Raw genomic sequence first — 23,220 nt, forward strand, 5'->3', positions numbered from 1 at the left:
AATTGAAGTGAACACACACTACAAGTGAATTTCTTCACCGTAGGCGTTTCATTTCGTCTTCCGTGAGCATTTGGCTTCTTTCATCCAAACACCCACGCTTATCGGCTGTTAATTTTTAAAGAACTTGACTCGCTGTTGTCGATCGCTTGTTTGTTGTCGCGATCAGCGAAGAACGCAATTATGGCACTGCTTTGAAAGTGCACGCAAGAGGGTGTCGCAAAAAAGTCGCAGCGCCGGGTTCGAGGCGGGTCGGGGGCGACAGGGATGTGGGCGGTTGCGGTGAGGCGCGTGCGGGAGAATGTGGGCGACAGGATCCGCGATGCGGGACTGACCGCGGCAGGTCGACAAGCCGAAGAGCCGCCGGTGTGTGGATGTGAAGGGATGACGTGAGGTTGTTGTGCTGCCGCGCTTTCATGTAGAGGATCTGCCCGGCCTGGGCTCCGGGGACGAGTTGACGCTGTCGGAGTCGGTGTCCCGGCACGTGCAGGTGCTGCGTATGCAGCCGGGCGATGCGATCACGGTGTTCGACGGCCTGGGTGCCGAGCGGCAGGCCACGGTGGTGGAGATGGGACGCAAGCGGGTCACGCTGCGGCTGGGCGAGCCGGTGGCATCCGACCGTGAGCTGCCGGTCGAGGTGACGTTGGCCGTGGGGATGCCCGCGAATGACCGGATGGACTTCGTGATCGAGAAGGCGACGGAACTCGGCGCCCGGGTGATTCAGCCTCTGGTCTGCGAGCGGTCGGTTCTCCGGCTCGAGGGGGATCGTGCGGCGAAGAAGGTCGCGCACTGGCAAGGGGTCGCGATCGCGGCGGCCGAGCAATGCGGGCGCGCGGTGGTGCCTCGGGTGATGGCGGTCCAGACGCTGGCTGGGTGGCTGCGCGCCGAGGCCGGCCTGGGCATGCAGGGGGCGAGCGCGGCGCAGGCGACGTGTGTCGGCGGGTCCGCGCGGCGGGCGGTGCTGAGTCTGCGGGATGCCGTGCCGCTCACGGCTTGGCTCGAGCACGCATCGGCATCGGCACGGGCGGAGGCGGCGTCGGAAGCGGGTGCCATGTCACCGCCGGGGTTCGTGTTCTTGAACGGGCCCGAGGGGGGGTTGTCGCCCGCGGAGGAAGAGATGGCCCTGCGCTCGGGCTGGCAGGCGGTCAGCCTGGGCCGCCGGGTGCTGCGCGCGGACACAGCGCCCCTGGCAGCCTTGAGTGTCATCGCGGCACTGCACGAGCGCTGACCGCGCGGGTCAGCGCCGCACCGTCACGCGCCGTCGGAGGGCGGCTCAGCGGGGGACGCATCCGGGGATGGGCCCCGGGGCTTGAGGCTTCCGGCAACCAGGTCGAAGCGGAACAGGCGGCATTCGATCGGACCGTTGAAGAGCACGACGCGGCGGCTTTCTTTCAGGCGCATGGCGCCGGGCAGCTTCATGTCGGGGCTGAGGATCCAGGCGGTCCAGCCGGTGTAGTGCTTCTTCCAGTGGGAGGACAGTCGCTGGAAGAAGGTTGCGGCTTCTTCATCGCCCTCGAACTGTTCACGGCCCGCACGCACGCCGGGCGACGACGGGCCGTCGCGATCTCCCGCCTGGCGGGCCTGGTAGGCATCCCGGACCGAGCCTTTGGTGTCGATGCGCTCGCCATAGGGCGGGTTGAACATGAGGACCCCGCGCTCGCACGGGACTGGTCGCTGCAGGGCGTCCGCGGTCTTGAATTCGATGGCATGGCGCACGCCGGCTCGCTCGGCATTGCGGGTGGCGAAGTCGGTCATGCGGAAGGACACGTCGCCGGCATAGATGGGCACGCGGGGTTCGTGCTGGCGGGCGCGGGCTGCCTGCTTCAGGGCCTGCCATGCGCCCAGATGAGCCCTGAACGGCAGGAGCCGCTCGAACGCGAAGCGACGCTGGAGGCCGGGCGCGATGTCGCAGGCGATCTGGGCGGCTTCAATGGGAATGGTGCCGGCGCCGCAGCAGGGGTCGAGCAAGGCCCCGTCTTCGGGGCGGCCTTGCCAGCCTGCGGCAGCCAGCATGGCCGCGGCCAGGGTCTCTTTCAGTGGCGCTTCGCCGGTGTCCTCGCGCCAGCCGCGCTTGAACAGCGCTTCACCGGAGGTGTCGACGTAGAGCGTCGCTTCCAGGTCGTCCATGTAGAGGACGAGGCTGAGGTCGGGATGGCGGGTGTCGACGTCGGGGCGCTCGCCGAAGCGCTCGCGCAGGTCGTCGCAGACGGCGTCCTTGATGCGCAGGGCCGCGAAGTTGAGACTGCGCAGGGTGCTGCGCCGGGACGTGACGTCCACGCGCAGGGTGTGGCGGGGGGTGATCCAGTCTGACCAGTTGACGGCGCGGCCGAGGACATAGATGTCGTCTTCGTGGCGGTAGACGCGGGATGCGACACGCCACAGGACGCGCTGTGCCAGCCGGCTTTCGAGGTTGAGGCGCATGGCGGCGTCGATGAGCGCCGCACGGGTGTCTTCTGCGCGCGCGGACTGTCCGGCCGGATGGATGTCGATGCCGCCGCGGGATTCGGTGACCAGCAGGCCGGGCCCCAGGATGCGCTGGGCCTCAGCCGCCAGGAGGGGCTCGACCCCGGCGGCGCAACTGAGGTAAAGGCCCGCCGGCCGGTCGGCCGCGAGCACCGGGCTGGCGGCATGGGGCCGGTGATCCGGACGGGGCCCTGCACGGCCCGTGCCCGCTGAAGGGCCGTGGCGGCTTTCGCCAGCCGGGCCTCGCGGTGCCGCGGGCGCGCGGCCTTCCGGACGGGGACCGCCACGGACGGGACGGCGCTCATCGTGCGCCGGGCGACCTGTTTCGGCCGCACGTCGGTCGCCGGCTGCTGCGGCGGCGGAACGGCGGGCGGGCGCTTGCCCCGGCCCGACCGCGCCGGGGGCCCGCTCGTCGCTGGGGCGACCGGTCTCGCGGGAAACGACAGGGCGGCGGGTGGGCTTGATCGGCATGGGAACCTCGGCAGAAAAAGAGCGCGGGCAACGCGGGAGCGACGCCCGGGGAATCGACAAGAAGAGACCGCATGCCACGGTGGCGTGCAGCGGTGCGGCGCACAAGCGCAGGAACCAGCATACAGGCGCGGGCTCGAACGGCAGACACCCACCCGCGCCAGCGAGGCAGCGCGCCGGTCAGAGCGCCTTGCGCAGGTTGGCGGGGGCGATCTTGAGGGCTTCGCGGTACTTGGCCACGGTACGCCGGGCGACCTGGATGCCCTGCTCTTCCAGCATTGACGACAGCTGGCTGTCGGACAGCGGCTTTTTCGGGTCCTCGGCCGCCACCAGCTGCTTGATGAGCGCCCGCACGGCCGTGCTGGACGCGTTGCCGCCGGCATCGGTGTTGAGCGAGGAACCGAAGAAGTACTTCAGCTCGAAGGTGCCGAACGGCGTGTTCATGTACTTGGCCGTCGTCACCCGGGAGATGGTGGATTCGTGCAGGCCGAGTTCGTCGGCGATCTCGCGCAGCACCAGCGGCTTCATCGCGATTTCGCCATGGGTGAAGAAGTTCTTCTGGCGGTCGACGATGGCTTGGGACACGCGAAGGATGGTGTCGAAACGCTGCTGGATGTTCTTGACGAACCAGCGGGCCTCTTGCAGCCGCGAGCTGAGCGCCGTGTGGCTTTCGGTGGCCGCCGACCCGCGGGGCGATCGCGTGGAGCGCAGCGCCTGGGCGTAAAGGTCGTTGATGCGCAGTTTGGGCATCACGTCGGGGTTGAGCACGACCTTCCAGTTGCGACCGGACTTCTGCACGATGACATCGGGCACGATGATGTTGGCCTCGGCGCGGGTGAAGCGACGACCCGGCTTGGGCTCCAGCCCGACGATGAGGCCCTGCGCTTCCTTCAGCAGGTGCTCGTCGGCGCCGGTGGCCGCCATGAGCTTGCGCATGTCACGGCGCGCGAGCAATTCGAGGTGCTGCTGACAGATGACGATGGCCAGATTGCGAGCCGCCTCCTCTTCCATCGCCTTGAGTTGCAGCACCAGGCACTCGGACAGGTTGCTGGCGCCCACCCCGGTCGGCTCCATGTGCTGCAGCCAGCTCAGTGCGCAGCGCAGGCGGGAGAGCAACTCTTCCAGCATCTCCTCGTCGCCCCCTTCGGGCAAGAGGCTGGCGGCGATTTCTTCGAGGGTGTCGGCCAGGTAGCCGTCTTCGTTGAGCGACTCGATGAGAATGTCGACCGCCGCCATGTCCTGCTCGCTGAGGCGGGTGCCCAGCAGTTGCTGGCGCAGGAACTCCTGCAGGCTGATGGAGACCGCATTGCGCTCGAGGGGATCGAACTCGTCGTCGCCATCGTTGTTGCGTGAAGGGGTCTCGCGGATGCCGTCGAAGTCGTCGCGCTCGGTGCCGTTCTCCCAGTCATCGCGCTCGGTGGTGCCGATCTCGACGGTGTCGATGCCGCCAGCGTCCCCGTCACCCGATGGACCGTCGCTTTCGCTGGTCGAGGCGCCCTCCTCGCCGGTGCGTTCACTGCGTTGGCGTTCGAACTCCAGCCCGGCCGCCGTGTCCAGCGGGGCGAACTCTTCTTCGGGCTCGAGGAAGGGGTTCATCTCGAGCATCTGCTCGACTTCCTGGTGTAGCTCCAGCGTGGACAGCTGCAACAGGCGAATGGACTGCTGCAGCTGGGGTGTGAGCGCCAGGTGCTGAGAAAGCCGGAACTGCAGGGAAGGCTTCATGGCCGCTCGCTTACATGCGGAAGTGCTCGCCGAGGTAGACCTTGCGGACTTCGGCGTTGTGGACGATCTCGGCGGGGCGGCCTTCCGCCAGCACCCGACCTTCACTGATGATGTAGGCGCGGTCGCAGATGCCCAGGGTTTCTCGCACGTTGTGGTCGGTGATGAGCACGCCGATGCCGCGTGCCTTGAGGAAGCCGATGATGCGCTGGATCTCGATCACGGCAATCGGGTCGACGCCAGCAAAGGGCTCATCGAGCAGGATGAAACGGGGCTGCGTGGCCAGGGCGCGCGCAATCTCCACGCGCCGCCGTTCGCCGCCCGACAGCGCCATGGCCGGGCTGGTGCGGAGCTTGTCGATGCTGAGGTCGTGCAGGAGGGCGTCGAGCCGCTGCTCGATGGCGGCTTTGCCAAGACGACGCCCGCGCTCGTCGACCTGCAGCTCGAGCACGGCCCGGATGTTCTCCTCGACGTTGAGCTGCCGGAAGATGGAGGCCTCCTGAGGGAGGTAGCTCAGGCCAAGGCGCGAACGTTGGTGGATCGGCAGCTTCTCGACGCGCTGGCCATCGATGTCGATGAGGCCGGCATCCGCCCGAACCAGCCCCACGATCATGTAGAAGCTGGTGGTCTTGCCTGCGCCGTTGGGGCCCAGCAGACCGACCACCTCGCCAGCGCCAACGGCGACGTGCACATCGTGGACCACGGTGCGGGCACCGTAACGCTTCTTGAGGCCTTCGGCGCGCAGGCGGCTGACAGGCAGGGCGACGGGCGCGGTGGCTTCGGCGACAGACTGAGTGCTCACGTCAGCGCCCTCCCTCGGCTTCGGCCGGACGTGGCGAGATCACCCCGCGGACCCGGCCTTTGGGCGCATCGCCGGTGGCGGGCGCACCGAGCACCTGGAACACCGAGGTCTTGTTGTCGTACACCACGGCCTGTCCCGTGACCTGATCGGCCACGGTGCCACCGCGCAGGCGACGCATGATGGCGCGGCCGTTGAACTGCACGGTATCGCTGCGACCGTCGTAGGTGATTTTCTCGGCTTCGCCTTCGATGAACTCGTCGACACCCTCACGCTTCTGGCGGAAATAGGCCCGGCCGCCTGGGCCACCGGTGGCCACGGCGGACTGGGTGCCGTCCGGGTTCTGACGCACCTCGACGCGGTCGGAACGAACCTGCATGGTGCCCTTGGTGATCTCGACGTTACCGGTCAGGATGTTCAGGCGCTGGTTGTCCTCCACCCGGGCCGCATCGGCAGCGAAATTGAGCGGCTGGTTTCGGTCGGCCTTTTCGGCATGGGCCGCGGCGCCCAGGCCGACGCAGGCCAGCAGGGCGACCCGCGTCAGCAGGTGAGCGCGGCGCGCGCAAGAGACAAGCGCGCGACGCAGGAGGGAAACAGGGTGGGGCAACGGCATCATCGGCATGAATTTTGCATTCATTCTAGCCGCGACGCAACGCAAAACCGGATGGCCGATGCGATGTCCGCGCATTGTCATCGGCCATGGTCTTGACGGCCTGCGCCGCGGGGCGCAGGCGTCAGAAAGCTCAACGCCCCTTGCGGGCCAGGGCGATCAGGTGGTCGGTGGTGGCCAGTGCGCGCTCGGGCGTGGCATTGAGCGACACCGAGGTGTAGTACTGGCCGGCCACGCCGATGGCCGGCACACCGTCGATCTTGTACGCGTCCGTCAGGGTTCGGGCCTGGCGGGCCTTGGTTTGCACGGCGAACGAGTCATACACCGACATGAAGCGGGCGCGGTCAACACCCTGCTTCGCAACGAAGTCGCCAATCGCTTCAGGCTTGTCGAGCTTCAGCCCTTCGCCATGCATGGCGTTGAACACCTTGGCATGCAGCGAGGGAATCAGACCGAGCGCCTCGATCGCGAAATACAGGCGCTGATGGGCGCCGAAGGGGTTTTCGCGGAAGGCCACGGGCACGCGCCGGAACGCCACATCGGAGGGCAGCTTGGCGGCCCAGGCGGCCAGGTAGGGCTCGAAGTGATGGCAGTGCGGGCAGCCGTACCAGAAGAACTCGACGACCTCGATCTTGCCGGCCGGCGCGGACACCGGGGCGGGCTGCGCCAGCTTCACGTAGTTCGTGCCTTCGACGGGCCCTTGTGCCTGCACCAGGCCGGGCAGCGTGACACCGAGGCCAGCCAGACCGGCGGCACCCAGGGTGTGCATCGAAAACTCGCGACGGTTCATGAAGACGATCCTTTCCGTGTCAGACGGATTCATTTCTGGATGCGGACCAGGGCCGATTCGATGCCCGAGGCCTGCAGCTTGCCACGGACGTCTTCGGCCTGCTCGCGCTGTGCGAACGGGCCGATGCGGACCCGGTACATGGTGCGGCCGTTGACCTCGCGTTCCTGGATGCGGGCTTCGATGCCCATCATGCCCAGCTTGGCGCGTTGCTGCTCGGCCTCGGCCTGGCTGCCATAGGCGCCGGCCTGCACCTGGTAGCTCAACGCATCAGCAGCGGGCGCGGTGGACACGGGCTCGCCATTGAGGATGGCCGCCGGGTTGCGGGCGCTGGAAGCGGCGCCGCTGGCGGGCTTGGCCACGGGCTTGGCTTTGCTGGCTGCGGCGGAGGCCGCCGTCGCGGCGGCCGGGGAGGCGTCGGGCACGGGCTGCTCCGCCTCGGCCGGCGCCGGCGCCGTCGTCGCGTCGGCAGGCGCCGCCTCAGGCTGGATCGCCCGCGGCTTGGCCGGGTTCTTGCCGTACAGCGGGCTGTTCGGGTCCCAGTTCTTGTTGTGCTCGGCCTCGGCGGCGTCCTGCTCGGCCGTGCGCTGCGGCACCTTGTCGATGAAAGGCAGCGGCACCTTGGTGATGTAAAGCGCGACGCCCAGCGCCAGCGCCAGCCCGATCAACAGGCCGACGATCATGCCGAGGAAAAAGCCCCCGCGTTGAGATTGCATCACTGACAGATCCTTGGTTGCGCCCTGAGGCTCACATCTTGTCCGGGGCGCTGACGCCCAGCACGGCGAGGCCGCTGCGCAGCACCTGGGCGGTGGCGGTCAGCAGCGCGACGCGGGCGCGGCCCAGTTCGACATCGTCGACGAGGAAACGTTCCGCCGCGTAGTAGCTGTGGAACGCACCCGCGAGGTCACGCAGGTAGAACGCGACGTCGTGCGGCGCAAGGCCCTTGGCCGCCTGGGTCAGCATCTCGGGGAACTCGGCGAGCTTGCCGAGCAGCGCCAGCTCGGTGTCGGCCGTGAGACGCGACAGGTCGGCCCGGGGCACGGCGGAGAGATCTCCGCCCTTGTCGGCGTACTGCTGGCGCACCGACTGGATGCGGGCGTGGGCGTACTGGACGTAGAAGACCGGGTTCTCGTCGTTCTGCTTCAGCGCCAGATCGACGTCGAACGTGAACTCGGTGTCGGCCTTGCGGCTGATCAGGAAGAAGCGCACCGCATCCTTGCTGGTCCATTCGATCAGGTCGCGCAGCGTGACGTAGCTGCCGGCGCGCTTGGAGATCTTGACCTCCTCGCCGTTCTTCATCACGGTGACCATCTTGTGCAGGACGTAATCGGGCCAGCCCTGAGGGATGCCGACGCCAGCTGCCTGGAGACCTGCACGCACGCGGGCGATGGTGCCGTGGTGATCGGAGCCCTGAATGTTGACGCACTGCTCGAAGCCGCGCTCCCACTTGGCGATGTGATAGGCCACATCGGGCACGAAGTAGGTGTAGCCGCCGTCGGACTTGCGCATCACGCGGTCCTTGTCGTCACCGTAATCGGTGCTGCGCAGCCACAGCGCGCCGCCTTCTTCGAAGGTCTTGCCGGCATCCTTGAGCTTCTGCACCGCGGCCTCGACCCGGCCCGAGGTGTACAGGCTGGACTCGAGGTAGTAGTTGTCGAAGCGGACGCCGAAGGCCTTCAGGTCCAGGTCCTGCTCGTGGCGCAGGTAGGCCACGGCGAACTGGCGGATGCCGTCGAGGTCATCGACGTCGCCGCTCGCGGTGAACTCACGGTCGTCGGCCTTGACGGTTTTCTTGGCCTTGAAGTCTTCGGCGATGTCGGCGATGTAGTCGCCGTTGTAGGCGGCCTCGGGCCAGTCGGCGTCACCCGGCTTGAAGCCTTTCAGACGGGCCTGGGTGGACAGCGCCAGCGTGCTGATCTGGACACCGGCATCGTTGTAATAGAACTCGCGGGTGACCTGCTGACCCTGGGTTTCGAACAGGTTGCACAGCGCATCGCCCAAAGCGCCCTGACGGCCGTGGCCGACGTGCAGCGGGCCGGTGGGGTTGGCCGACACGAACTCGACCAGCACCTTCTTGCCCGTGGCAGGCTGCCAGCCGAAGCGTTCACCCTGCTCGAAGACCTCGGCCACGACGGCCTGCTTGGCTTCGGGCTTGAGGCGCAGGTTGATGAAGCCGGGGCCGGCGATCTCGATGGCCGAGACCCACTGCTGCACAGCCGGCTGGGCTTGCAGGGCGGCCACAAGGGCGGTGGCCAGTTCGCGTGGGTTCTTCTTCAGCGGCTTGGCCAGCTGCATGGCGGCGGTGACGGCGAGGTCGCCGTGGGCCGCCTGCTTGGGGGCCTCGAAGACGGGGGTGAGCGACGCGGGGGCGTCGGGCGCCACCTGGCGCAGGGCATCACCCAGGGCAGAAAGAAGGGCACGCTTGGCTTGGATCATGGGCGGGATTCTACGGGCGCGGCCCCATGGCGCCAGGTCTTGCGACAAACTGCGAAGAAATGCACGGCGAGCCCCGGGCTTTTCGGCCGGCGCCCGCCTTGCAGAACATGAAAAGATGCAGCCATTGACACGACCCGGCACCGGCATGGGCAGCCCTGACCTCGACATTCCCGCGGACACGATCGGCAAGTACCGCGTCATCCGCAAGCTGGGCGAAGGCGCCACCAGCGAGGTCTTCCTGTGCCGGGACGACTTTCACGAGCGCGATGTCGCCATCAAGCGCGTGCGCTCGGCGGCGCTGGGCGACGCGGTGGACGGTCCGGTGTACGCGCGTTTCTTCGCCGCGGAAGCCGCTCTGGTCGGCCGGTTGCAGCACCCGAACGTGGTGCAGATCTACGACGCGGTGGCCGACCCGGTCGCGCCGTACGTCGTCATGGAGTACGTGCCCGGGACGACGCTGCGCCACTTCTGCCGCACGGACCAGCTGCTGCCGCTGGAGCTGATCGTGGAAATCGGCTTCAAGTGTGCGATGGCGCTGGGCTATGTGTACCGCCAGGGGCTGATCCACCGGGACGTGAAGCCGGCCAACATCCTGGCGACGACCAACCCGGCCGGGGTGATCACCGACGTGAAGATCACCGATTTCGGCAGCGTGCTGAACCTCGCGGCCGAATCGACCCAGGTGCACCAGGTGGGCTCGCTGGCCTACATGGCGCCCGAACAGCTGGACGGCGCCGTGCCGGATTGCCGCGCCGACATCTACGGCCTGGGCGCCGTGCTGTACCACCTGATTGCCGGCCGACCGCCCTTCGAGGCGGGCTCGCAGGCCGTGCTGATGAACCAGATCTACAACGTCATGCCCACGCCTTTGTCAGGGCTGCGGGCTGGTGTCGATCAGGCAGTGGACGAGGTGGTGCTGAAGGCGCTGGCCAAGGACCCGAAGGACCGTTACCCCCACTGGGATGCGTTTGCCCAGGCCCTGTCTGGGCTGATTGCCGAGCACAAGGTGCCGCGGGGCCACATCCAGGGCGTGCTGGATTCGGAGCGCTTCAACCTGCTGCGTTCGCTCGACTTTTTCAGCGGCTTCGGCGACGTGGAGCTGTGGGAGGTGGTGCACCGCGCAAAGTGGCAGCGCTTCCCCTTCGGCCACGCGCTGTACCGCCGCGGCGAGGAGGGGCGCACCTTTCACATCATTGCGCAGGGCACGGTGGAGGTGTATCGCAACGGCAAGCGGGTGGCGCTGCTGGGCGCGGGCACCTCGGTGGGCGAAATGGCCTATCTGGCGCCCAGCCCCGAGTTGCGCCGTCACAGCACCGATGTGGTCGTGACCGAGCCCGCCACCACGATTTCGTTCACGCCGGACAGCATGCTGCAGCTCAGCCCGGCATGCCGGCACCTGTTCGACGAGGCCTTTATCCGGGTGCTGGTGCGGCGGCTGCATGCGGCCCACGAAGCGCTGGCGCACCCGCGGCGGATTCTGTGAGCCCCACGCTGGTGAGGCGCGCCAGGCTGACTGCTCTTTGAGGCAGGTCGACCACCGCATCCGGGCGTCATCAGAAACGGAGCAGGATGCGTTATGGTGAGGAGGCTGCCCAGGCAGCATCCTCACCTCACAGTCTACGAACCTGCCTCTGCCCAAGGAGATTTCCATGCGTGCCCTGATCGCCACCGTGTCCCTGGCCCTGCTGTCCACCCTGGCCCATGCGCAAAGCGCCTGCGAAAGCAAGGCAGCCGAGAAGAAGCTGGCGGGTGCCGCCAAGAACAGCTTCATCAAGAAGTGCGAGAAGGACGCGGGCGGGGCAGCCTGTGCGGCCAAGGCCGTGGACAAGAACGGCAAGCCGCTGGCCGGCGCTGCCAAGGCAAGCTTCATGAAGAAGTGCGAGAAGGACGCGGCGGCTCCGCAGTGACCGACTGCGCGCGTTCGTGATGCAAGCGGGCCCCGGGGGGCCCGTTGTGCTTTCTGGATCGCTTGCGGCCGGCGCGCTCGGGCTCCGCGTGTATCGGCTCCCGCGTGTCGGCAGGGTGGGCGGCGCGCGCTGCCTTCTCTGGGGATGCGGACCGGGAAGCGACCTTGCGGCCAGCGCGGCGGGCAGGTTCGCGTGGCTCGGCGGGGCGGGTGTGCCATGCCAGGCCGTTGACCGTCAGGCCGGCATCGGACCAAGCGCGGGCACGCGCAAGGCCCACGCCCGAGACACGCTGGACCAGGTCATCCCAATCCTGGAAGCGCCCTTGTGCCCGGACGGTGACGAGACGAGCGGCCATTGCGGGCCCGATGCCCGGCACGTCGGTCAGGCGCAGCGCGTCGGCGTCGTTGGCGTCGGCATGGACAGCTGGCTGTGCAGTGGAACGTGAGGCAGCGCCTCCCGGCTCACGGCGGGCGTGGGCCGTCAGGCAGGTGACGGCGCACAGCGCCAGCATCGCGATCCGCAACAGGGCGAGCCAGCCAGGGCGGGGAGGGCGGGACGACGGACGGAACATGACGCAACGATGCCGCGCTCGGTCGCACACCGCCATCCCTCCGGCGGCGGCCCCCTGTCGGGGGCCCTCCTCCGCGCGGGGGGCCGGGCGCTTTTCAGGAGCGCCCCGCGCGCACCCAATAGCCCGGATCACCGTAACTGTGCTTGAGGAAATCGATCCACAGGCGCACGCGCAGCGGCAGGTGGCGGGCACTGGGGAACACGGCGTAGATGCCGTTGGGCGGCGCAGCGAAGTCGTCGAGCACGCTGACCAGCCGGCCGGCCGCGATGTCGTGCTGCACCTCCCAGGTGCTGCGCCAGGCGATGCCCAGGCCCTGCAGACACCATTCGTGCAGCACCTGGCCGTCGCTGCAATCGAGCCGGGCGGTGGGCCGAAGGTGGCTCACGTTGCCGTCGACGACGAAGGCCCATCCCCGGGTCTGGCTGGCGTCCGAACTGAGGGTGAGGCAGGCATGGCGCGCCAGCTCGGACGGGTGCGACGGCACGCCGGCGCGCTGCAGGTAAGCGGGCGTGGCCACGCACAGGCGGCGGTTGTCGGCCAGGCGCACACTGACCAGGCTGGAATCCGGCAGGTCACCCACCCGGACCGCGCAGTCGAAACCTTCGTTGACGATGTCGACCACGCGGTCGGACAGGTTGAGCGACAGGCTGACGTCAGGGTGCTCGGCCAGAAAGGCAGGGACCAGCGGCGCCACGTGGCGGCGACCGAAGCCGGCCGGCCCCGTGATGCGCAGGTGGCCGCTGGCCTTCACGCCGCCTTCCGACACGCTGGCCTCGGCATTGTTGAAATCGGTGATCAGCCTCTGGCAATCTTCCAGGAACGCGCTGCCTTCGTGGGTGAGGCTGATGCGGCGCGTGGTGCGCACCAGCAGCTTCACGCCCAGCCGCGCCTCGAGCGCGTCCATGCGGCGACCGATGATGGCCGGGGCCACGCCTTCGGCCTGGGCGGCGGCGGTCAGGCTGCCGCGGGTGGCAACGGCCACAAAGGTTTCGATCTGCTTGAGCCGGTCCATCGTGTCTCCTCAGCCCCTCTGCCCTGGGCAGGGGGCACGGCGATTTGTGCATCAAAGTCACAAATCATTGGATTTTTGTGCCGGTAATGCAGGCAGAAGTATCGAATAAAGTGGCGCCATGGAAAAGAGGCCTGCTCCCCGTGCCGTGCTGTTCGACGCCTACGGCACCCTGTTCGACGTGTACAGCGTCGGGCTCACGGCCGAGCAGCTGTTTCCCGGCGCGGGCGACCGCCTGGCCCGGGCGTGGCGCGACAAGCAGATCGAGTACACCCGCCTTGTCTCGATGAGCGGCACCTACCAGCCGTTCTGGGCCCTGACCCGTGCCGCGCTGCAGTTCAGCGCCGAGGCGATGGGCCTGATCCTCACCCCGGAAGGCGAGGAGCGGCTGATGAACCAGTACCGCCACCTCTCCGCCTTTCCCGAAAACCGCGAGGTGCTGCAGGGCCTGAAGGCCCGCGGCATCCCGACCGGCATCCTCTCCAACGGTGATCCCGACATGCTGGCGATCGCCGTGCGCAGCGCGGGCCTGAGCGACCTGCTCGACCATGTGCTCAGCGTGCACGACACGCGGCGCTTCAAGACCGACCCCGCGGCCTACCAGATCGGTGTCGACGCGTTGCAGATGCCTGCGCGCGATATCCTGTTCGTGTCCAGCAATGGCTGGGATGCGATCGGCGCGACCTGGTTCGGCTACACCACGCTGTGGGTCAACCGCACGGGCGCACCGCTGGAGCGCCTGGGCACCCCACCTGACCACCAGGGCGCCACCTTGCGCGAGGTGCTGGCCCTGTTCCCCGCCTGATTCCTTTTTCGATTCTTTCTTGTTGACCGAGGTTCATCCATGACCGCACGCACCCAAGTCCACAGCCTGCAAGTGGCCACCGAGCTCTACCGTTTCGTTGAAGACAAGGTGCTGCCCGGCACCGGCATCGACAGCGCCAAGTTCTGGGCCGGCTTCGACGCCATCGTGAACGACCTGGCACCGAAGAACGCCGCCCTGCTGGCCGAGCGCGACCGCATCCAGGCCGACATGGACGCCTGGCACGCCGCCAACCCGGGCCCGATCCAGGACATGGCCGCCTACAAGGCGCACCTGGAAAAGATCGGCTACCTGGTGCCGGTGCCCGCCGACGTGCAGGCCACGACCGCCAACGTGGACGCCGAGCTGGCCACGCAGGCCGGGCCGCAGCTGGTGGTGCCCATCCTGAACGCCCGCTATGCGCTGAACGCCGCCAACGCCCGCTGGGGCAGCCTGTACGACGCCCTGTACGGCACGGACGCCATCCCCGAGACCGACGGCGCCGACAAGGGCACGGGCTACAACCCCGTGCGCGGCACCAAGGTGATCGCGTGGGCGCGCAACTTCCTGGACCAGTCGGCTCCGCTGGAAGGCGCTTCGCACAAGGAATCGACCGGCTACCGCGTCGAAGGCGGCAAGCTGGTGGTGAGCCTGGCCAACGGCAAGACGACCGGCCTGCAGAACCCCGAGCAGTTCGTCGGCTTCCAGGGTGACGCCGCTGCCCCGACCAGCGTGCTGCTGGTGAACAACGGCCTGCACATCGACATCCAGATCAACCGCGCCACCCCGATCGGCAAGACCGACGCCGCCGGCGTGGCCGACGTGGTGCTGGAAGCCGCGCTGTCGACCATTCTGGACCTGGAAGACTCGGTGGCCGCGGTGGACGCCGAAGACAAGGTGCTGGGCTACAGCAACTGGCTGGGCATCCAGCTGGGCACGCTGACCGAAGAAGTGTCCAAGGGTGGCAAGACCTTTGTTCGCGCACTGAACGCCGACCGCGTCTACACCGGCGCCAAGGGCGGTGAAGTCAAGCTGCACGGCCGCTCGCTGATGTTCGTGCGGAACGTGGGCCACCTGATGACCAACCCGGCCATCCTGTGGGGCGCCGAAGGCAAGGAGATCCCGGAAGGCATCATGGACGCCGTGATCACCACGACCATCGCCCTGCATGACCTGCAAGGCCGTGGCCAGATCAACGGCCAGGCCATCCGCAACTCGCGCCAGGGCTCGGTCTACATCGTGAAGCCCAAGATGCACGGCCCGGCCGAAGTCGGCTTTGCCAACGAGCTGTTCGGCCGCGTGGAGCAGCTGCTGGGCCTGCCCGACAGCACCGTGAAGCTGGGCATCATGGACGAAGAGCGCCGCACCTCGGTCAACCTGAAGGCCTGTATCGCTGCCGCCAAGAGCCGCGTGGCCTTCATCAACACCGGCTTCCTGGATCGCACCGGCGACGAGATGCACACCGCCATGCTGGCCGGCCCGATGATGCGCAAGGGCGACATCAAGAACAGCGCCTGGATTGCCGCGTACGAGCGTCGCAACGTGCTGATCGGCCTGCAGACGAGCCTGCGCGGCCGCGCCCAGATCGGCAAGGGCATGTGGGCCATGCCCGACCTGATGGCCGGCATGCTGGAGCAGAAGATCGCCCACCCGAAGGCCGGTGCCAACACCGCCTGGACGCCCTCGCCCACGGCCGCCACGCTGCACGCCACGCACTACCACCAGGTGAGCGTGGCCGCCATCCAGGCCGACATCGAGAAGAACGGTGAAGACCCGCAATCGCTGCTCGACAAGCTGCTGACCATCCCCGTCGTGGCCGAAGCCAACTGGTCGGACGCCGAGAAGCAGCAGGAGCTGGACAACAACATCCAGGGCATCCTGGGCTATGTGGTGCGCTGGATCGACCAGGGCGTGGGCTGCTCGAAGGTGCCTGACATCCACAACGTGGGCCTGATGGAAGACCGCGCCACGCTGCGCATCTCCAGCCAGCACGTGGCCAACTGGCTGCACCATGGCGTGGTGACCGAAGCCCAGGTGCGCGAGACCTTCACCCGCATGGCGGCGGTGGTGGACCAGCAGAACGCCGGCGACAAGCTGTACCAGTCGCTGGTGGCCAACCCGAACGGTGCCGCCTTCCAGGCTGCACTGGACCTGGTCTTCAAGGGCAAGGAACAACCGAGCGGCTACACCGAGCCGCTGCTGCACGCCTGGCGTCTGAAGAAGAAGGCTTCGGCCTGATGCGCTGACGCATCGCAGGCCTGAGGGCCGGCGCGACAAGGGCACCCCGAGGGGTGCCCTTTTTTCATTGAGCCACATGAACCCGACCTGACGCGGCCTTCGCATGCATCCAGAGGACGAGCCCCTGCGTAAGGGCCATCGCTTCCCTCACTCACAAGGATTGCCCATGCCTGCTGCACGCTTGTCCCTCACTCGCCTGGCCCTGGCGGCCGCGGCCACTTCGGCGCTCTGCGCCGCCACCCTGCCCGCCCTCGCGTCCAGCCACCGCGAAGCGCCGTTCATCACGACGTCGCCCAAGGTGGACGGCACCGACTTCTACATGTTCATGAGCTACGGCGGCGACCGTGGCCTGAACAGCGGCTACGTCACGCTGATCGCGAACTACCAGCCGCTGCAGGATGCCTATGGCGGCCCCAACTACTTCAAGCTCGACCCGAACGCGCTGTACGAAATCCACATCGACAACAACGGCGATGCAGTCGAGGACATCACCTTCCAGTTCCGCTTCAACAACACGCTGGCCAACGGCGGCAAGGGCATTGAACTGCCGATCGGATCGGCGAACGTCGCCATCCCGCTGACGCAGGCCGGTGCGGTGGCCAACGTGGCCGACGGCAACCTCAACGTGGCCGAGACCTATGGCGTGAAGGTGGTGCGAGGCGACCGCCGCAAAGGCGTGGTGCAGGCGCTGACCAAGGCCCAGGGCGGCTCGGCCGTGTTCGAAAAGCCGGTCGACTACATCGGTGACAAGACGCTGGGCAACAGCGCCGCCTACGAGACCTACGCACAGAAACACGTCCACACCGTGAACATCCCCGGCTGCAACATGCCGGCCAAGGTGTTCGTGGGCCAGCGCCAGGAGGGCTTCGCCGTCAACCTCGGGCCGATCTTCGATCTGGTGAATGCCACGGCCGCGCAGGTGCTGGACCCGTCGCTCAAGAACGCCTTTGCATCGAAGTCCATTCAGGACAAGAACGTGACGACGATGGCGATCGAAGTGCACAAATCGTGTCTGACGAATGGCAGCGACCCGGTGATCGGGGCGTGGACCACCGCGAGTCTGCGCCAGGCACGCCTGCTGGCGGCCGCGCCCGCCGCCGGGCATCAGACGTCCGACAAGAACGGTGGCGCCTGGGTGCAGGTGTCCCGCCTGGGCAACCCGCTGGTCAACGAGGTGGTGATCGGCCTGCGTGACAAGGACCGATTCAACACGGCCAAGCCCAAGGACGACCTGCAGTTCGCGGCCTATGTGACCAACCCGACGCTGCCCGCGCTGCTCGGCCTGGTCCTGACGGGCGATGGCACCGCGCTGGCACCCACAAACCTGCCTCGCACCGACCTGGTGGCCACCTTCCTGACCGGCATCAACGGGCTGAACCGCCCGGCCAATCTGACCGCGGCGTCCGAACAGCTGCGCCTGAACACTGCCGTGGCCCCGGTCGCGGAGGGGAATCAGAACCGCCTCGGCGCTGCGGGCGCCATCCTGGCGGCCGGGTCCGTCGCAGACGCCACCGACCTGGCGGGCTTCCCGAATGGCCGACGCCCCAAGGATGACGTGGTCGACATCGCGCTGGTGGCCACGCTGGGCGGGCTGTGCGCCATCAACGAAAGCATCGACCTGGGCCTGAGTTCGGTGGTGGTGCCCAAGGTGGGCACGCTGACTTCGACGTGCACGACGGCGTCGCTGACGGCCACCGCGAAGGCCACCGGCGGCAACGGGCTGCCCAATGCCGCGAACGTGCACGACGGAGCAGACCAGGCCGTCGTGCCGTTCCTGAACCGCTTCCCGTACCTCAACACGCCGAACTCCGGTTCGTCGCCCAAGCAGTGAACAGGAGTCGAGCATGAAGCCACAACGCCGTCTGATGCGCCGCGGCCTGACCGCGGCGGCCCTGTCGAGCCTGGTGCTGCTTGCCGCCTGCGGCGGTGGCGACGACGACCCCGCGCACACCCCGGCCGCCGCGGCGGACCCGACGACCGAAGTGCCGGCGCAGGCCAGCACGGACGCCGCGGCCGCCACCGGCTACGTCGACACGCTGGCCAGCACCCCGCCACAGCAGGCCGACACGCTGGAGCCGGTCGCCGTGCCATCGGCGCTGGCCACCGACGACACCGCCGAGCCGAGTTGATCGGAGACCGCATGCGCACGCTCCTGTGCAGCGCGTTCGCGCTCGCCCTCATGGCACCCGTCTTGGGGCGGGCAAGCACCGACACACCGCCGAACGACGACCGCACCGTGGTGGAAGTGCTGCGGGAGCGGCCCTTGAGCCAGGAAGAACGCGCATGGCGCACGGTGCGCGCGCGCCTCAGAGCCGAGCCCACACGGGCCGATCTGGCCAGCCAGGTGGCGCAGCAGGCCTTGCAATGGGCACGACGCGATGGAGACCCGCGCTGGATCGGTCAAGCTCGGGCGGCGCTCGCGCCATGGTGGCACGAGCCGACGCCCGCACCTGACATCCGCCTGCTGCGCGCCATCGTCAACCAGAGCACGCACCGCTTCGACGCGGCCCTGGCAGACCTGGATGCGGTGACGCGGGCTCGGCCCGGTCACGCACAGGCATGGCTCTCGCTGGCCTCGGTGCAGATGGTGACGGGCCGCTATCAGGCAGCGGCCCGCAGCTGCCATGCCCTGGAGGCCGCGGGGGCGCCCTGGCACCGCCAGGTCTGCGAGCACGAACTGGCCAGCTTCCAGGGTGATGCCAATCGCGCGGACGCCGCACTGTCGGCCCTCGCCGCCCGGGCGCCGGCCGCGTTGCAACCGTGGCTGACGCTCGTGCGGGCCGAACTGGCCGAACGCCGCGGGCAGGCGCGCGTGGCTGGCGCGTTGTATGCCCGCCTGCTGGCCGACGCCCCTGACGCCTACACCGAAGCCGCCTACGCAGACTGGCTGCTCGACCAGCAGCACCACGAGGAGGTCATCACCCGGCTGCGGCCCCTGCAGCGCAACGACGCGCTGCTGCTGCGGTTGGCCGAAGCCTACGCCGCGACGGGACACCCCGGCCGTGACGCAGCCGTGCAAACCCTGCAGGCCCGCTTTGCCGCGGCCCGCCTGCGCGGTGATGGCAGCGTACACCTGCGGGAGGAAGCACGCTTTCAACTGCGGCTGCTGCGACGCCCCCAGCAGGCCCTGACGCTGGCTCTGGCGAACTGGGCGGTGCAGAAGGAACCCGCGGACGCCCGCCTGCTGCTCGAAGCCGCCGAAGCGGCCGGGCAAGCACAGGCTGCAGAACCCGCACGCCGCTTCATTCGGGAAGCTGGATGGGCTGATCAGCGGCTTGCCAGATGGATGTGATCCGCATGCGCATCGCCCTTGCCCACCCGGTCCTGCGCATCCTGCTGGGGCTCCTTGCCGCCTGTGCAGGGCACCCCATCGCACAGGCTCACAAACCGAGCGACAGCTATCTGACCCTGACGGCCCGCGAGGGCGGCGTGCTGGAGGCCGACTGGCACGTGGCCCTGCGGGACCTGGACGCCGAACTCCAACTCGACGCGAACGACGACGGGCGACTTACCTGGGGCGAGGTACGCACCCGCTGGGACGACATCGTCCGCTTTGCCCGCCCGCATCTTCAGGTCCAGCACGCCGGGCACGCCTGCCTGCATGACGAAAGCGTGCCTGCGCCTGCGCTGGCCACGCACACCGATGGCCGTTACACCGCGATCCGCTGGACCCTGCGTTGCCCGGTGCCGGCGGCGGCAGACTGGCTGGGCGTCAACGTGCGTTACAGCCTCTTTGCGGTCACCGACCCGACGCACCGCGGCATCGTGCACTGGGCGACACGTGCAGCCGACACGCCCGTACGCCACGCCGGCACGGTGGTGCTGGGCGAGCCCCGACCGAGCCACACGCTACGCTGGCCTGCGTGGCCCACCAGCGCGCCACGTACCGCGCAGACAAGCCCCGACGCCACGCTGCGCGCCGAGCAGATCCCACCGACCGCCCCGGCCGCGCCGCAGCACGCGGAACCCGACGCGGCCGCCTTGCGCACCTTTGTCGCCGATGGCATGCACCACATCGCCATCGGCACCGACCATGTGCTCTTTCTGATGTCGCTGTTGCTGGTGAGCGTCTGGCGCCGGCCAGCAGAGCGGGCGACACGGTGGTGGCCGCTGCACGCGCAGTGGCAGCCCGTACCGCGAGGGGCCGATGCGGTCCGCGAAGCCGTCAAGCTGGTCACCGCTTTCACGGTGGCGCACTCGCTGACCCTGGGCCTGGCCGCCACAGGGGTGCTGTCACCCCCCTCACGCTGGGTGGAGTCGCTCATTGCCTTCAGTGTGCTGCTGGCGGCGCTGGACAACATGGTGCCACTGCTGCGGGGACCGCGTTGGCGGATCGTGTTTGCGTTTGGCCTGGTCCACGGGTTCGGCTTCGCCGGGGCGTTGCAGGATCTGGGGTTGAACGGGGCAGCACTGGCATGGCCCCTGCTCGGTTTCAACCTCGGCGTGGAAGCCGGGCAGCTGGCGCTGGTGGCGGTCACCCTGCCACTGGCCTGCCTCGCGCGACGAACGGCGGCCTACCGCGGCGTGGTCGCACTCGCGTCGATCGCCATTGCGCTGCTGGCACTGGTTTGGTGTGCCGAGCGGGTGCTCGATGTGACGCTGCTCGGCTGAAGCGGACGAAGCGGGGGTCTCCATCCTCGCCCAGGTCCAGATGGACCTGGTGTCCCCGCATGTCGCAAGCCCCCCCGGAAGGCTGGTTTCGCCGAACAACACCACCTCTACAATGGTTTTCGACACGGTGAGTGTTCTGTGTCTTCGTAACAAACCGCATCAATTTCAGGAATCACCATGAAGAAAATCGTCATCGCCGCCCTGGCCACCCTGGCCGCTGCTTCGTCCATGGCCGCTCAGAACAACGTCGGCTCCTGCGGCTGGGGCTCCAAGGTGTTCCAGGGCCAGTCGGGCGTCGCCCCCCAGGTCCTGGCTGTCACCACCAACGGCACCTCGGGCAACCAGACCTTCGGCATCACCTTCGGCACCTCGGGCTGTACGCAAGACGGCGTCGTGAGCTCGACCTGGAAGACCGCCATGTACATCGACGGCAACCGCGTGGCCCTGGCCCGTGACGCCGCCGCCGGCCAAGGCGAAAGCCTCGACACCCTGGCCACCGTGATGGGCGTGAAGGCCGATGACCGCGCACTGTTCGCTGCCACCATCAAGGACAACTTCGGCACCATCTTCGCCACCGAAGCCGTGGCCGCCAACCTGAAGGCCGTGCTGGCCTCGAACGCCCAGCTGGCCGGCTACGCCGCCGTGATCTGATCACGTTCGCCAGACGCCGGCCCGCCCTCGCGGCGCCGGCCCGACCGGGGCACACGTACGCCCTGTCTGCATGCCCGGCCTGCGCTGGGCATGCGCGCTTTCAGGGAATCATCAAGGTGAAGACATGCATCGGTGGCCTGTTGGCCGCCCTGTGCCTGAGCACGCTCGCGCCCTCGACACACGCCGCATCGCCCGAGCCCGCTTCTCACACCGCACCCGCGCTGACACCGGCGCAGCGCGCGCACCTGGCCACGCTGCAGACCCGCGCAAGGGCCGCCTCACTGGCCACCCAGCCGATGTGGCGCGCGCTGCTGCATTACCAGGTGCACCCGCTCACGCGGGTCGATCGCAGCCTGGCCGACGACGCGGATTTCTTTCTCGCCCCCCACGGCCACCGCAACGCCCAGGCCGAACTCGACGCCACGCTGGCGGCGTTCTTCGACCCCACGCCACGCCATGCACTGGACCAGCAGGCCGCATGCCGCTTCATCGCCCGCTATCGCTGGCTGGCGCAGCAGCTGTCGTTCGATCCCGCCCTGCTGCCCCAGCCCCAATGCGAGCGCCACGACACCTGGCGCGCCGGGCTGCAGGCCGACAAGGTGAGTCTGATCTTTCCGTCTGCCTACCTGAACAGCCCGGCCTCGATGTACGGCCACACCTTCCTGCGGCTGGACCCGGACACAGGCGAGCGCCCCGGTGCGCCCATGCTTTCGTACGCCATCAACTACGCGGCCAATGCCGATGAAAGCGACGGACTGGCGTACGCGCTCAAGGGTCTGACCGGGCTGTATGCCGGCCAGTTCACCAACGCGCCCTACTACCTGCGGCTGCGCGAGTACAACGACCTCGAGAACCGCGACATCTGGGAGTACGAGCTGGCGCTGTCTCGCGAAGAGATAGACCGCCTGCTGGACCACACCTGGGAGCTGGGCCCCACCCGCTTCGATTACTTCTTCTTCGACGAAAACTGCTCCTACCACCTGCTGGCCCTGCTCGAGGCCGCCCGGCCCGATGCCCGCCTGACCGAGCGCTTCACGTGGTGGGCCATTCCGGTCGACACCGTGCGGGCGGTGGCCGAGACCCCGGGCTGGCTGCGCGCCGTGCGCTACCGCCCGGCCAACAGCACCGAGCTGCGGCACCGCGCCCGCCTGCTCGGACCGCAGGCGGCCCAGATGGCACGCCAGCTGGCCGATGGCGAGATGCCTGCCTCCGCGGTGCGCGAGACAAACCTGCCGCAGTCTCGGCAGGCGCTGGTGCTTGAGACCGCCGAGCGGCTGGTGGCGTACGAAGCCACACGCCACCCTCGTCCGGATGAGGTGGTCCAGGCTCATCGCATGAGCCTGTTGATGCAGCGTGCACAGCTTCCCGCCGGCAGCCCGGTCAACGTGCCCCGCCCGGCCGACGAGCCCACCTCGGGCCATGCTACGGCCCGCGTGGACGTGGTGACCGGCCACCGCAACGGTCGCGGCTGGCTGAGCTTGGCTGTGAGGCCGGCCTACCACGACCTGCTGGATCCTGAGGCCGGCTACCAGAGCGGCTCGGCCATCCAGTTCTTTCAGTTGGAGCTCAGCCGGGAGGGCAGCGGCCCGCTGCGTTTCGAACGTCTCACCCCGGTCGAGATCACGTCGCTGAGTGCCCGTGAACCCTTGCTGAAGGCGCACTCCTGGCGCGTGGGCATGCATGTCCAGCGCAGTCGCTTTGCCGACGCCGAGGGCCACCGTCCGGTAGGCGGACAGGTTCAGGGCGGGCCGGGAGCTGCGTGGGACCTGGGTCAGCCCGGTCAGGCCCTCGCCTATGTGTTCCTGGACAACCACCTGAGTTGGGACCGCAGCCTGACGCGCAAACCCTGGGCGGCCGGCTCGGGCCTGGCGGCAGGCCTGCTCGCCCAGGTGGGCTCCCAGGTGCGGGTGCAGGTGGAAGCCTATGGTCGTGTCTACCTTGCCGGGCAGCCACACGAACATGGTGCCAGCCTGCAGGCGCGGTGGCATCCGGATCGCCGCTGGGCGTGGACACTCCAGGCCGCGCACGCGTGGCGGGAGGACGCCCCCACCGGAGCCCGCACGCTGGCAGTCGGGGTACAGCGGCACTGGTGAGCACGCCGTAGCAGCAGGCACGCCGCTTGCCGCGCGTGGGGCCCTGCCACCCGGCCTGA

Annotated in this window: 20 protein-coding genes; 11 read left to right on the forward strand and 9 right to left on the reverse strand. The window is 68.3% G+C overall.

What is annotated here, in order from left to right; translation table 11 throughout:
- The first annotated feature begins 397 nt into the window (after nucleotides 1–397).
- The gene (locus QZ709_RS12305; RefSeq protein WP_366937169.1) at nucleotides 398–1,225 is read left to right on the forward strand and encodes a 16S rRNA (uracil(1498)-N(3))-methyltransferase; all 828 of its coding nucleotides are present in this window, start codon (nucleotides 398–400) and stop codon (nucleotides 1,223–1,225) included.
- A 23-nt stretch (nucleotides 1,226–1,248) separates the two neighbouring features.
- Here the strand turns inward: QZ709_RS12305 and QZ709_RS12310 are convergent, their stop codons facing one another.
- The 7 genes from QZ709_RS12310 to argS form a co-directional block, all read right to left on the reverse strand.
- The gene (locus QZ709_RS12310) at nucleotides 1,249–2,931 is read right to left on the reverse strand and encodes a THUMP domain-containing protein (protein ID WP_366937170.1); all 1,683 of its coding nucleotides are present in this window, start codon (nucleotides 2,929–2,931) and stop codon (nucleotides 1,249–1,251) included.
- A gap of 177 nt (nucleotides 2,932–3,108) precedes the next feature.
- The gene (locus QZ709_RS12315) at nucleotides 3,109–4,650 is read right to left on the reverse strand and encodes an RNA polymerase factor sigma-54 (protein WP_294637595.1); all 1,542 of its coding nucleotides are present in this window, start codon (nucleotides 4,648–4,650) and stop codon (nucleotides 3,109–3,111) included.
- 10 nt (nucleotides 4,651–4,660) lie between these two features.
- On the reverse strand, nucleotides 4,661–5,449 hold the full coding sequence (gene lptB, locus QZ709_RS12320) for an LPS export ABC transporter ATP-binding protein (protein ID WP_294637596.1): 789 nt from the start codon (nucleotides 5,447–5,449) through the stop codon (nucleotides 4,661–4,663).
- Nucleotide 5,450: 1 nt separating this feature from the next.
- Complete coding sequence (lptA, locus tag QZ709_RS12325) at nucleotides 5,451–6,068, reverse strand: lipopolysaccharide transport periplasmic protein LptA (protein ID WP_294637597.1); 618 nt, start codon at nucleotides 6,066–6,068, stop codon at nucleotides 5,451–5,453.
- 121 nt (nucleotides 6,069–6,189) lie between these two features.
- Nucleotides 6,190–6,846 carry a thiol:disulfide interchange protein DsbA/DsbL gene (locus QZ709_RS12330; protein WP_294637598.1) on the reverse strand — a complete coding sequence of 219 codons (657 nt, stop codon included), beginning with the start codon at nucleotides 6,844–6,846 and terminating at the stop codon, nucleotides 6,190–6,192.
- Between the two features lie 29 nt (nucleotides 6,847–6,875).
- Nucleotides 6,876–7,559, reverse strand: a complete 684-nt coding sequence (locus QZ709_RS12335) for an SPOR domain-containing protein (protein ID WP_294637599.1) — start codon at nucleotides 7,557–7,559, stop codon at nucleotides 6,876–6,878.
- A gap of 31 nt (nucleotides 7,560–7,590) precedes the next feature.
- Entirely contained in the window at nucleotides 7,591–9,279 is a 1,689-nt protein-coding gene (gene argS / locus QZ709_RS12340) for an arginine--tRNA ligase (RefSeq protein WP_294637600.1), read from the reverse strand.
- Between the two features lie 115 nt (nucleotides 9,280–9,394).
- Here argS and QZ709_RS12345 point away from each other — a divergent pair, with 115 nt between their 5' ends.
- Entirely contained in the window at nucleotides 9,395–10,762 is a 1,368-nt protein-coding gene (locus QZ709_RS12345; protein ID WP_366937171.1) for a serine/threonine-protein kinase, read from the forward strand.
- Nucleotides 10,763–10,928: 166 nt separating this feature from the next.
- A complete protein-coding gene (locus QZ709_RS12350; RefSeq protein ID WP_294637601.1) occupies nucleotides 10,929–11,186 on the forward strand; it encodes a hypothetical protein in 258 nt (85 codons plus the stop codon).
- Here the strand turns inward: QZ709_RS12350 and QZ709_RS12355 are convergent.
- Together QZ709_RS12355 and QZ709_RS12360 are read right to left on the reverse strand one after the other, a co-directional pair.
- A complete protein-coding gene (locus QZ709_RS12355) occupies nucleotides 11,146–11,757 on the reverse strand; it encodes a helix-hairpin-helix domain-containing protein (RefSeq protein WP_294637602.1) in 612 nt (203 codons plus the stop codon). The genes QZ709_RS12350 and QZ709_RS12355 overlap by 41 nt on opposite strands.
- 94 nt (nucleotides 11,758–11,851) lie before the next feature.
- A complete protein-coding gene (locus QZ709_RS12360; RefSeq protein ID WP_294637603.1) occupies nucleotides 11,852–12,769 on the reverse strand; it encodes a LysR family transcriptional regulator in 918 nt (305 codons plus the stop codon).
- 118 nt (nucleotides 12,770–12,887) lie between these two features.
- On the opposite strand from QZ709_RS12360, the gene QZ709_RS12365 reads away from it, so the two are divergent.
- From QZ709_RS12365 to QZ709_RS12400, 8 genes are all read left to right on the forward strand, one after another.
- On the forward strand, nucleotides 12,888–13,571 hold the full coding sequence (locus QZ709_RS12365; RefSeq protein WP_294637604.1) for a haloacid dehalogenase type II: 684 nt from the start codon (nucleotides 12,888–12,890) through the stop codon (nucleotides 13,569–13,571).
- A 39-nt stretch (nucleotides 13,572–13,610) separates the two neighbouring features.
- On the forward strand, nucleotides 13,611–15,806 hold the full coding sequence (locus tag QZ709_RS12370; protein WP_294637605.1) for a malate synthase G: 2,196 nt from the start codon (nucleotides 13,611–13,613) through the stop codon (nucleotides 15,804–15,806).
- A 166-nt stretch (nucleotides 15,807–15,972) separates the two neighbouring features.
- Nucleotides 15,973–17,637 (forward strand): DUF4331 domain-containing protein, encoded by a 1,665-nt coding sequence (locus QZ709_RS12375; RefSeq protein ID WP_294637606.1) that lies wholly within the window; start codon nucleotides 15,973–15,975, stop codon nucleotides 17,635–17,637.
- 13 nt (nucleotides 17,638–17,650) lie between these two features.
- Nucleotides 17,651–17,935, forward strand: a complete 285-nt coding sequence (locus QZ709_RS12380; protein WP_294637607.1) for a hypothetical protein — start codon at nucleotides 17,651–17,653, stop codon at nucleotides 17,933–17,935.
- Between the two features lie 11 nt (nucleotides 17,936–17,946).
- The gene (locus tag QZ709_RS12385) at nucleotides 17,947–19,098 is read left to right on the forward strand and encodes a hypothetical protein (RefSeq protein ID WP_294637608.1); all 1,152 of its coding nucleotides are present in this window, start codon (nucleotides 17,947–17,949) and stop codon (nucleotides 19,096–19,098) included.
- A gap of 5 nt (nucleotides 19,099–19,103) precedes the next feature.
- Nucleotides 19,104–20,417: a HupE/UreJ family protein gene (locus QZ709_RS12390; RefSeq protein ID WP_294637609.1), complete on the forward strand. Its 1,314-nt coding sequence runs from the start codon at nucleotides 19,104–19,106 to the stop codon at nucleotides 20,415–20,417.
- Nucleotides 20,418–20,594: 177 nt separating this feature from the next.
- Nucleotides 20,595–21,068 (forward strand): DUF3015 family protein, encoded by a 474-nt coding sequence (locus QZ709_RS12395; RefSeq protein WP_294637610.1) that lies wholly within the window; start codon nucleotides 20,595–20,597, stop codon nucleotides 21,066–21,068.
- Between the two features lie 116 nt (nucleotides 21,069–21,184).
- A complete protein-coding gene (locus QZ709_RS12400) occupies nucleotides 21,185–23,161 on the forward strand; it encodes a DUF4105 domain-containing protein (RefSeq protein ID WP_294637611.1) in 1,977 nt (658 codons plus the stop codon).
- The last annotated feature ends 59 nt before the right edge of the window (nucleotides 23,162–23,220 follow it).

Source organism: uncultured Aquabacterium sp., from assembly GCF_913773725.1.
GTDB lineage: Bacteria > Pseudomonadota > Gammaproteobacteria > Burkholderiales > Burkholderiaceae_C > Aquabacterium.

Bases quoted from the DNA above. Each gene is read 5' to 3' on its own strand.
- argS (WP_294637600.1), bottom strand. From the start codon at position 9,279: ATGATCCAAGCCAAGCGTGCCCTTCTTTCTGCCCTGGGTGATGCCCTG.
- QZ709_RS12390 (WP_294637609.1), top strand. From the start codon at position 19,104: ATGCGCATCGCCCTTGCCCACCCGGTCCTGCGCATCCTGCTGGGGCTC.
- QZ709_RS12385 (WP_294637608.1), top strand. From the start codon at position 17,947: ATGCGCACGCTCCTGTGCAGCGCGTTCGCGCTCGCCCTCATGGCACCC.
- lptA (WP_294637597.1), bottom strand. From the start codon at position 6,068: ATGCCGATGATGCCGTTGCCCCACCCTGTTTCCCTCCTGCGTCGCGCG.
- QZ709_RS12365 (WP_294637604.1), top strand. From the start codon at position 12,888: ATGGAAAAGAGGCCTGCTCCCCGTGCCGTGCTGTTCGACGCCTACGGC.
- QZ709_RS12330 (WP_294637598.1), bottom strand. From the start codon at position 6,846: ATGAACCGTCGCGAGTTTTCGATGCACACCCTGGGTGCCGCCGGTCTG.
- QZ709_RS12395 (WP_294637610.1), top strand. From the start codon at position 20,595: ATGAAGAAAATCGTCATCGCCGCCCTGGCCACCCTGGCCGCTGCTTCG.
- QZ709_RS12345 (WP_366937171.1), top strand. From the start codon at position 9,395: ATGCAGCCATTGACACGACCCGGCACCGGCATGGGCAGCCCTGACCTC.
- QZ709_RS12310 (WP_366937170.1), bottom strand. From the start codon at position 2,931: ATGCCGATCAAGCCCACCCGCCGCCCTGTCGTTTCCCGCGAGACCGGT.
- QZ709_RS12355 (WP_294637602.1), bottom strand. From the start codon at position 11,757: ATGTTCCGTCCGTCGTCCCGCCCTCCCCGCCCTGGCTGGCTCGCCCTG.
- QZ709_RS12370 (WP_294637605.1), top strand. From the start codon at position 13,611: ATGACCGCACGCACCCAAGTCCACAGCCTGCAAGTGGCCACCGAGCTC.
- QZ709_RS12375 (WP_294637606.1), top strand. From the start codon at position 15,973: ATGCCTGCTGCACGCTTGTCCCTCACTCGCCTGGCCCTGGCGGCCGCG.
- QZ709_RS12335 (WP_294637599.1), bottom strand. From the start codon at position 7,559: ATGCAATCTCAACGCGGGGGCTTTTTCCTCGGCATGATCGTCGGCCTG.
- QZ709_RS12380 (WP_294637607.1), top strand. From the start codon at position 17,651: ATGAAGCCACAACGCCGTCTGATGCGCCGCGGCCTGACCGCGGCGGCC.
- QZ709_RS12315 (WP_294637595.1), bottom strand. From the start codon at position 4,650: ATGAAGCCTTCCCTGCAGTTCCGGCTTTCTCAGCACCTGGCGCTCACA.
- QZ709_RS12360 (WP_294637603.1), bottom strand. From the start codon at position 12,769: ATGGACCGGCTCAAGCAGATCGAAACCTTTGTGGCCGTTGCCACCCGC.
- QZ709_RS12350 (WP_294637601.1), top strand. From the start codon at position 10,929: ATGCGTGCCCTGATCGCCACCGTGTCCCTGGCCCTGCTGTCCACCCTG.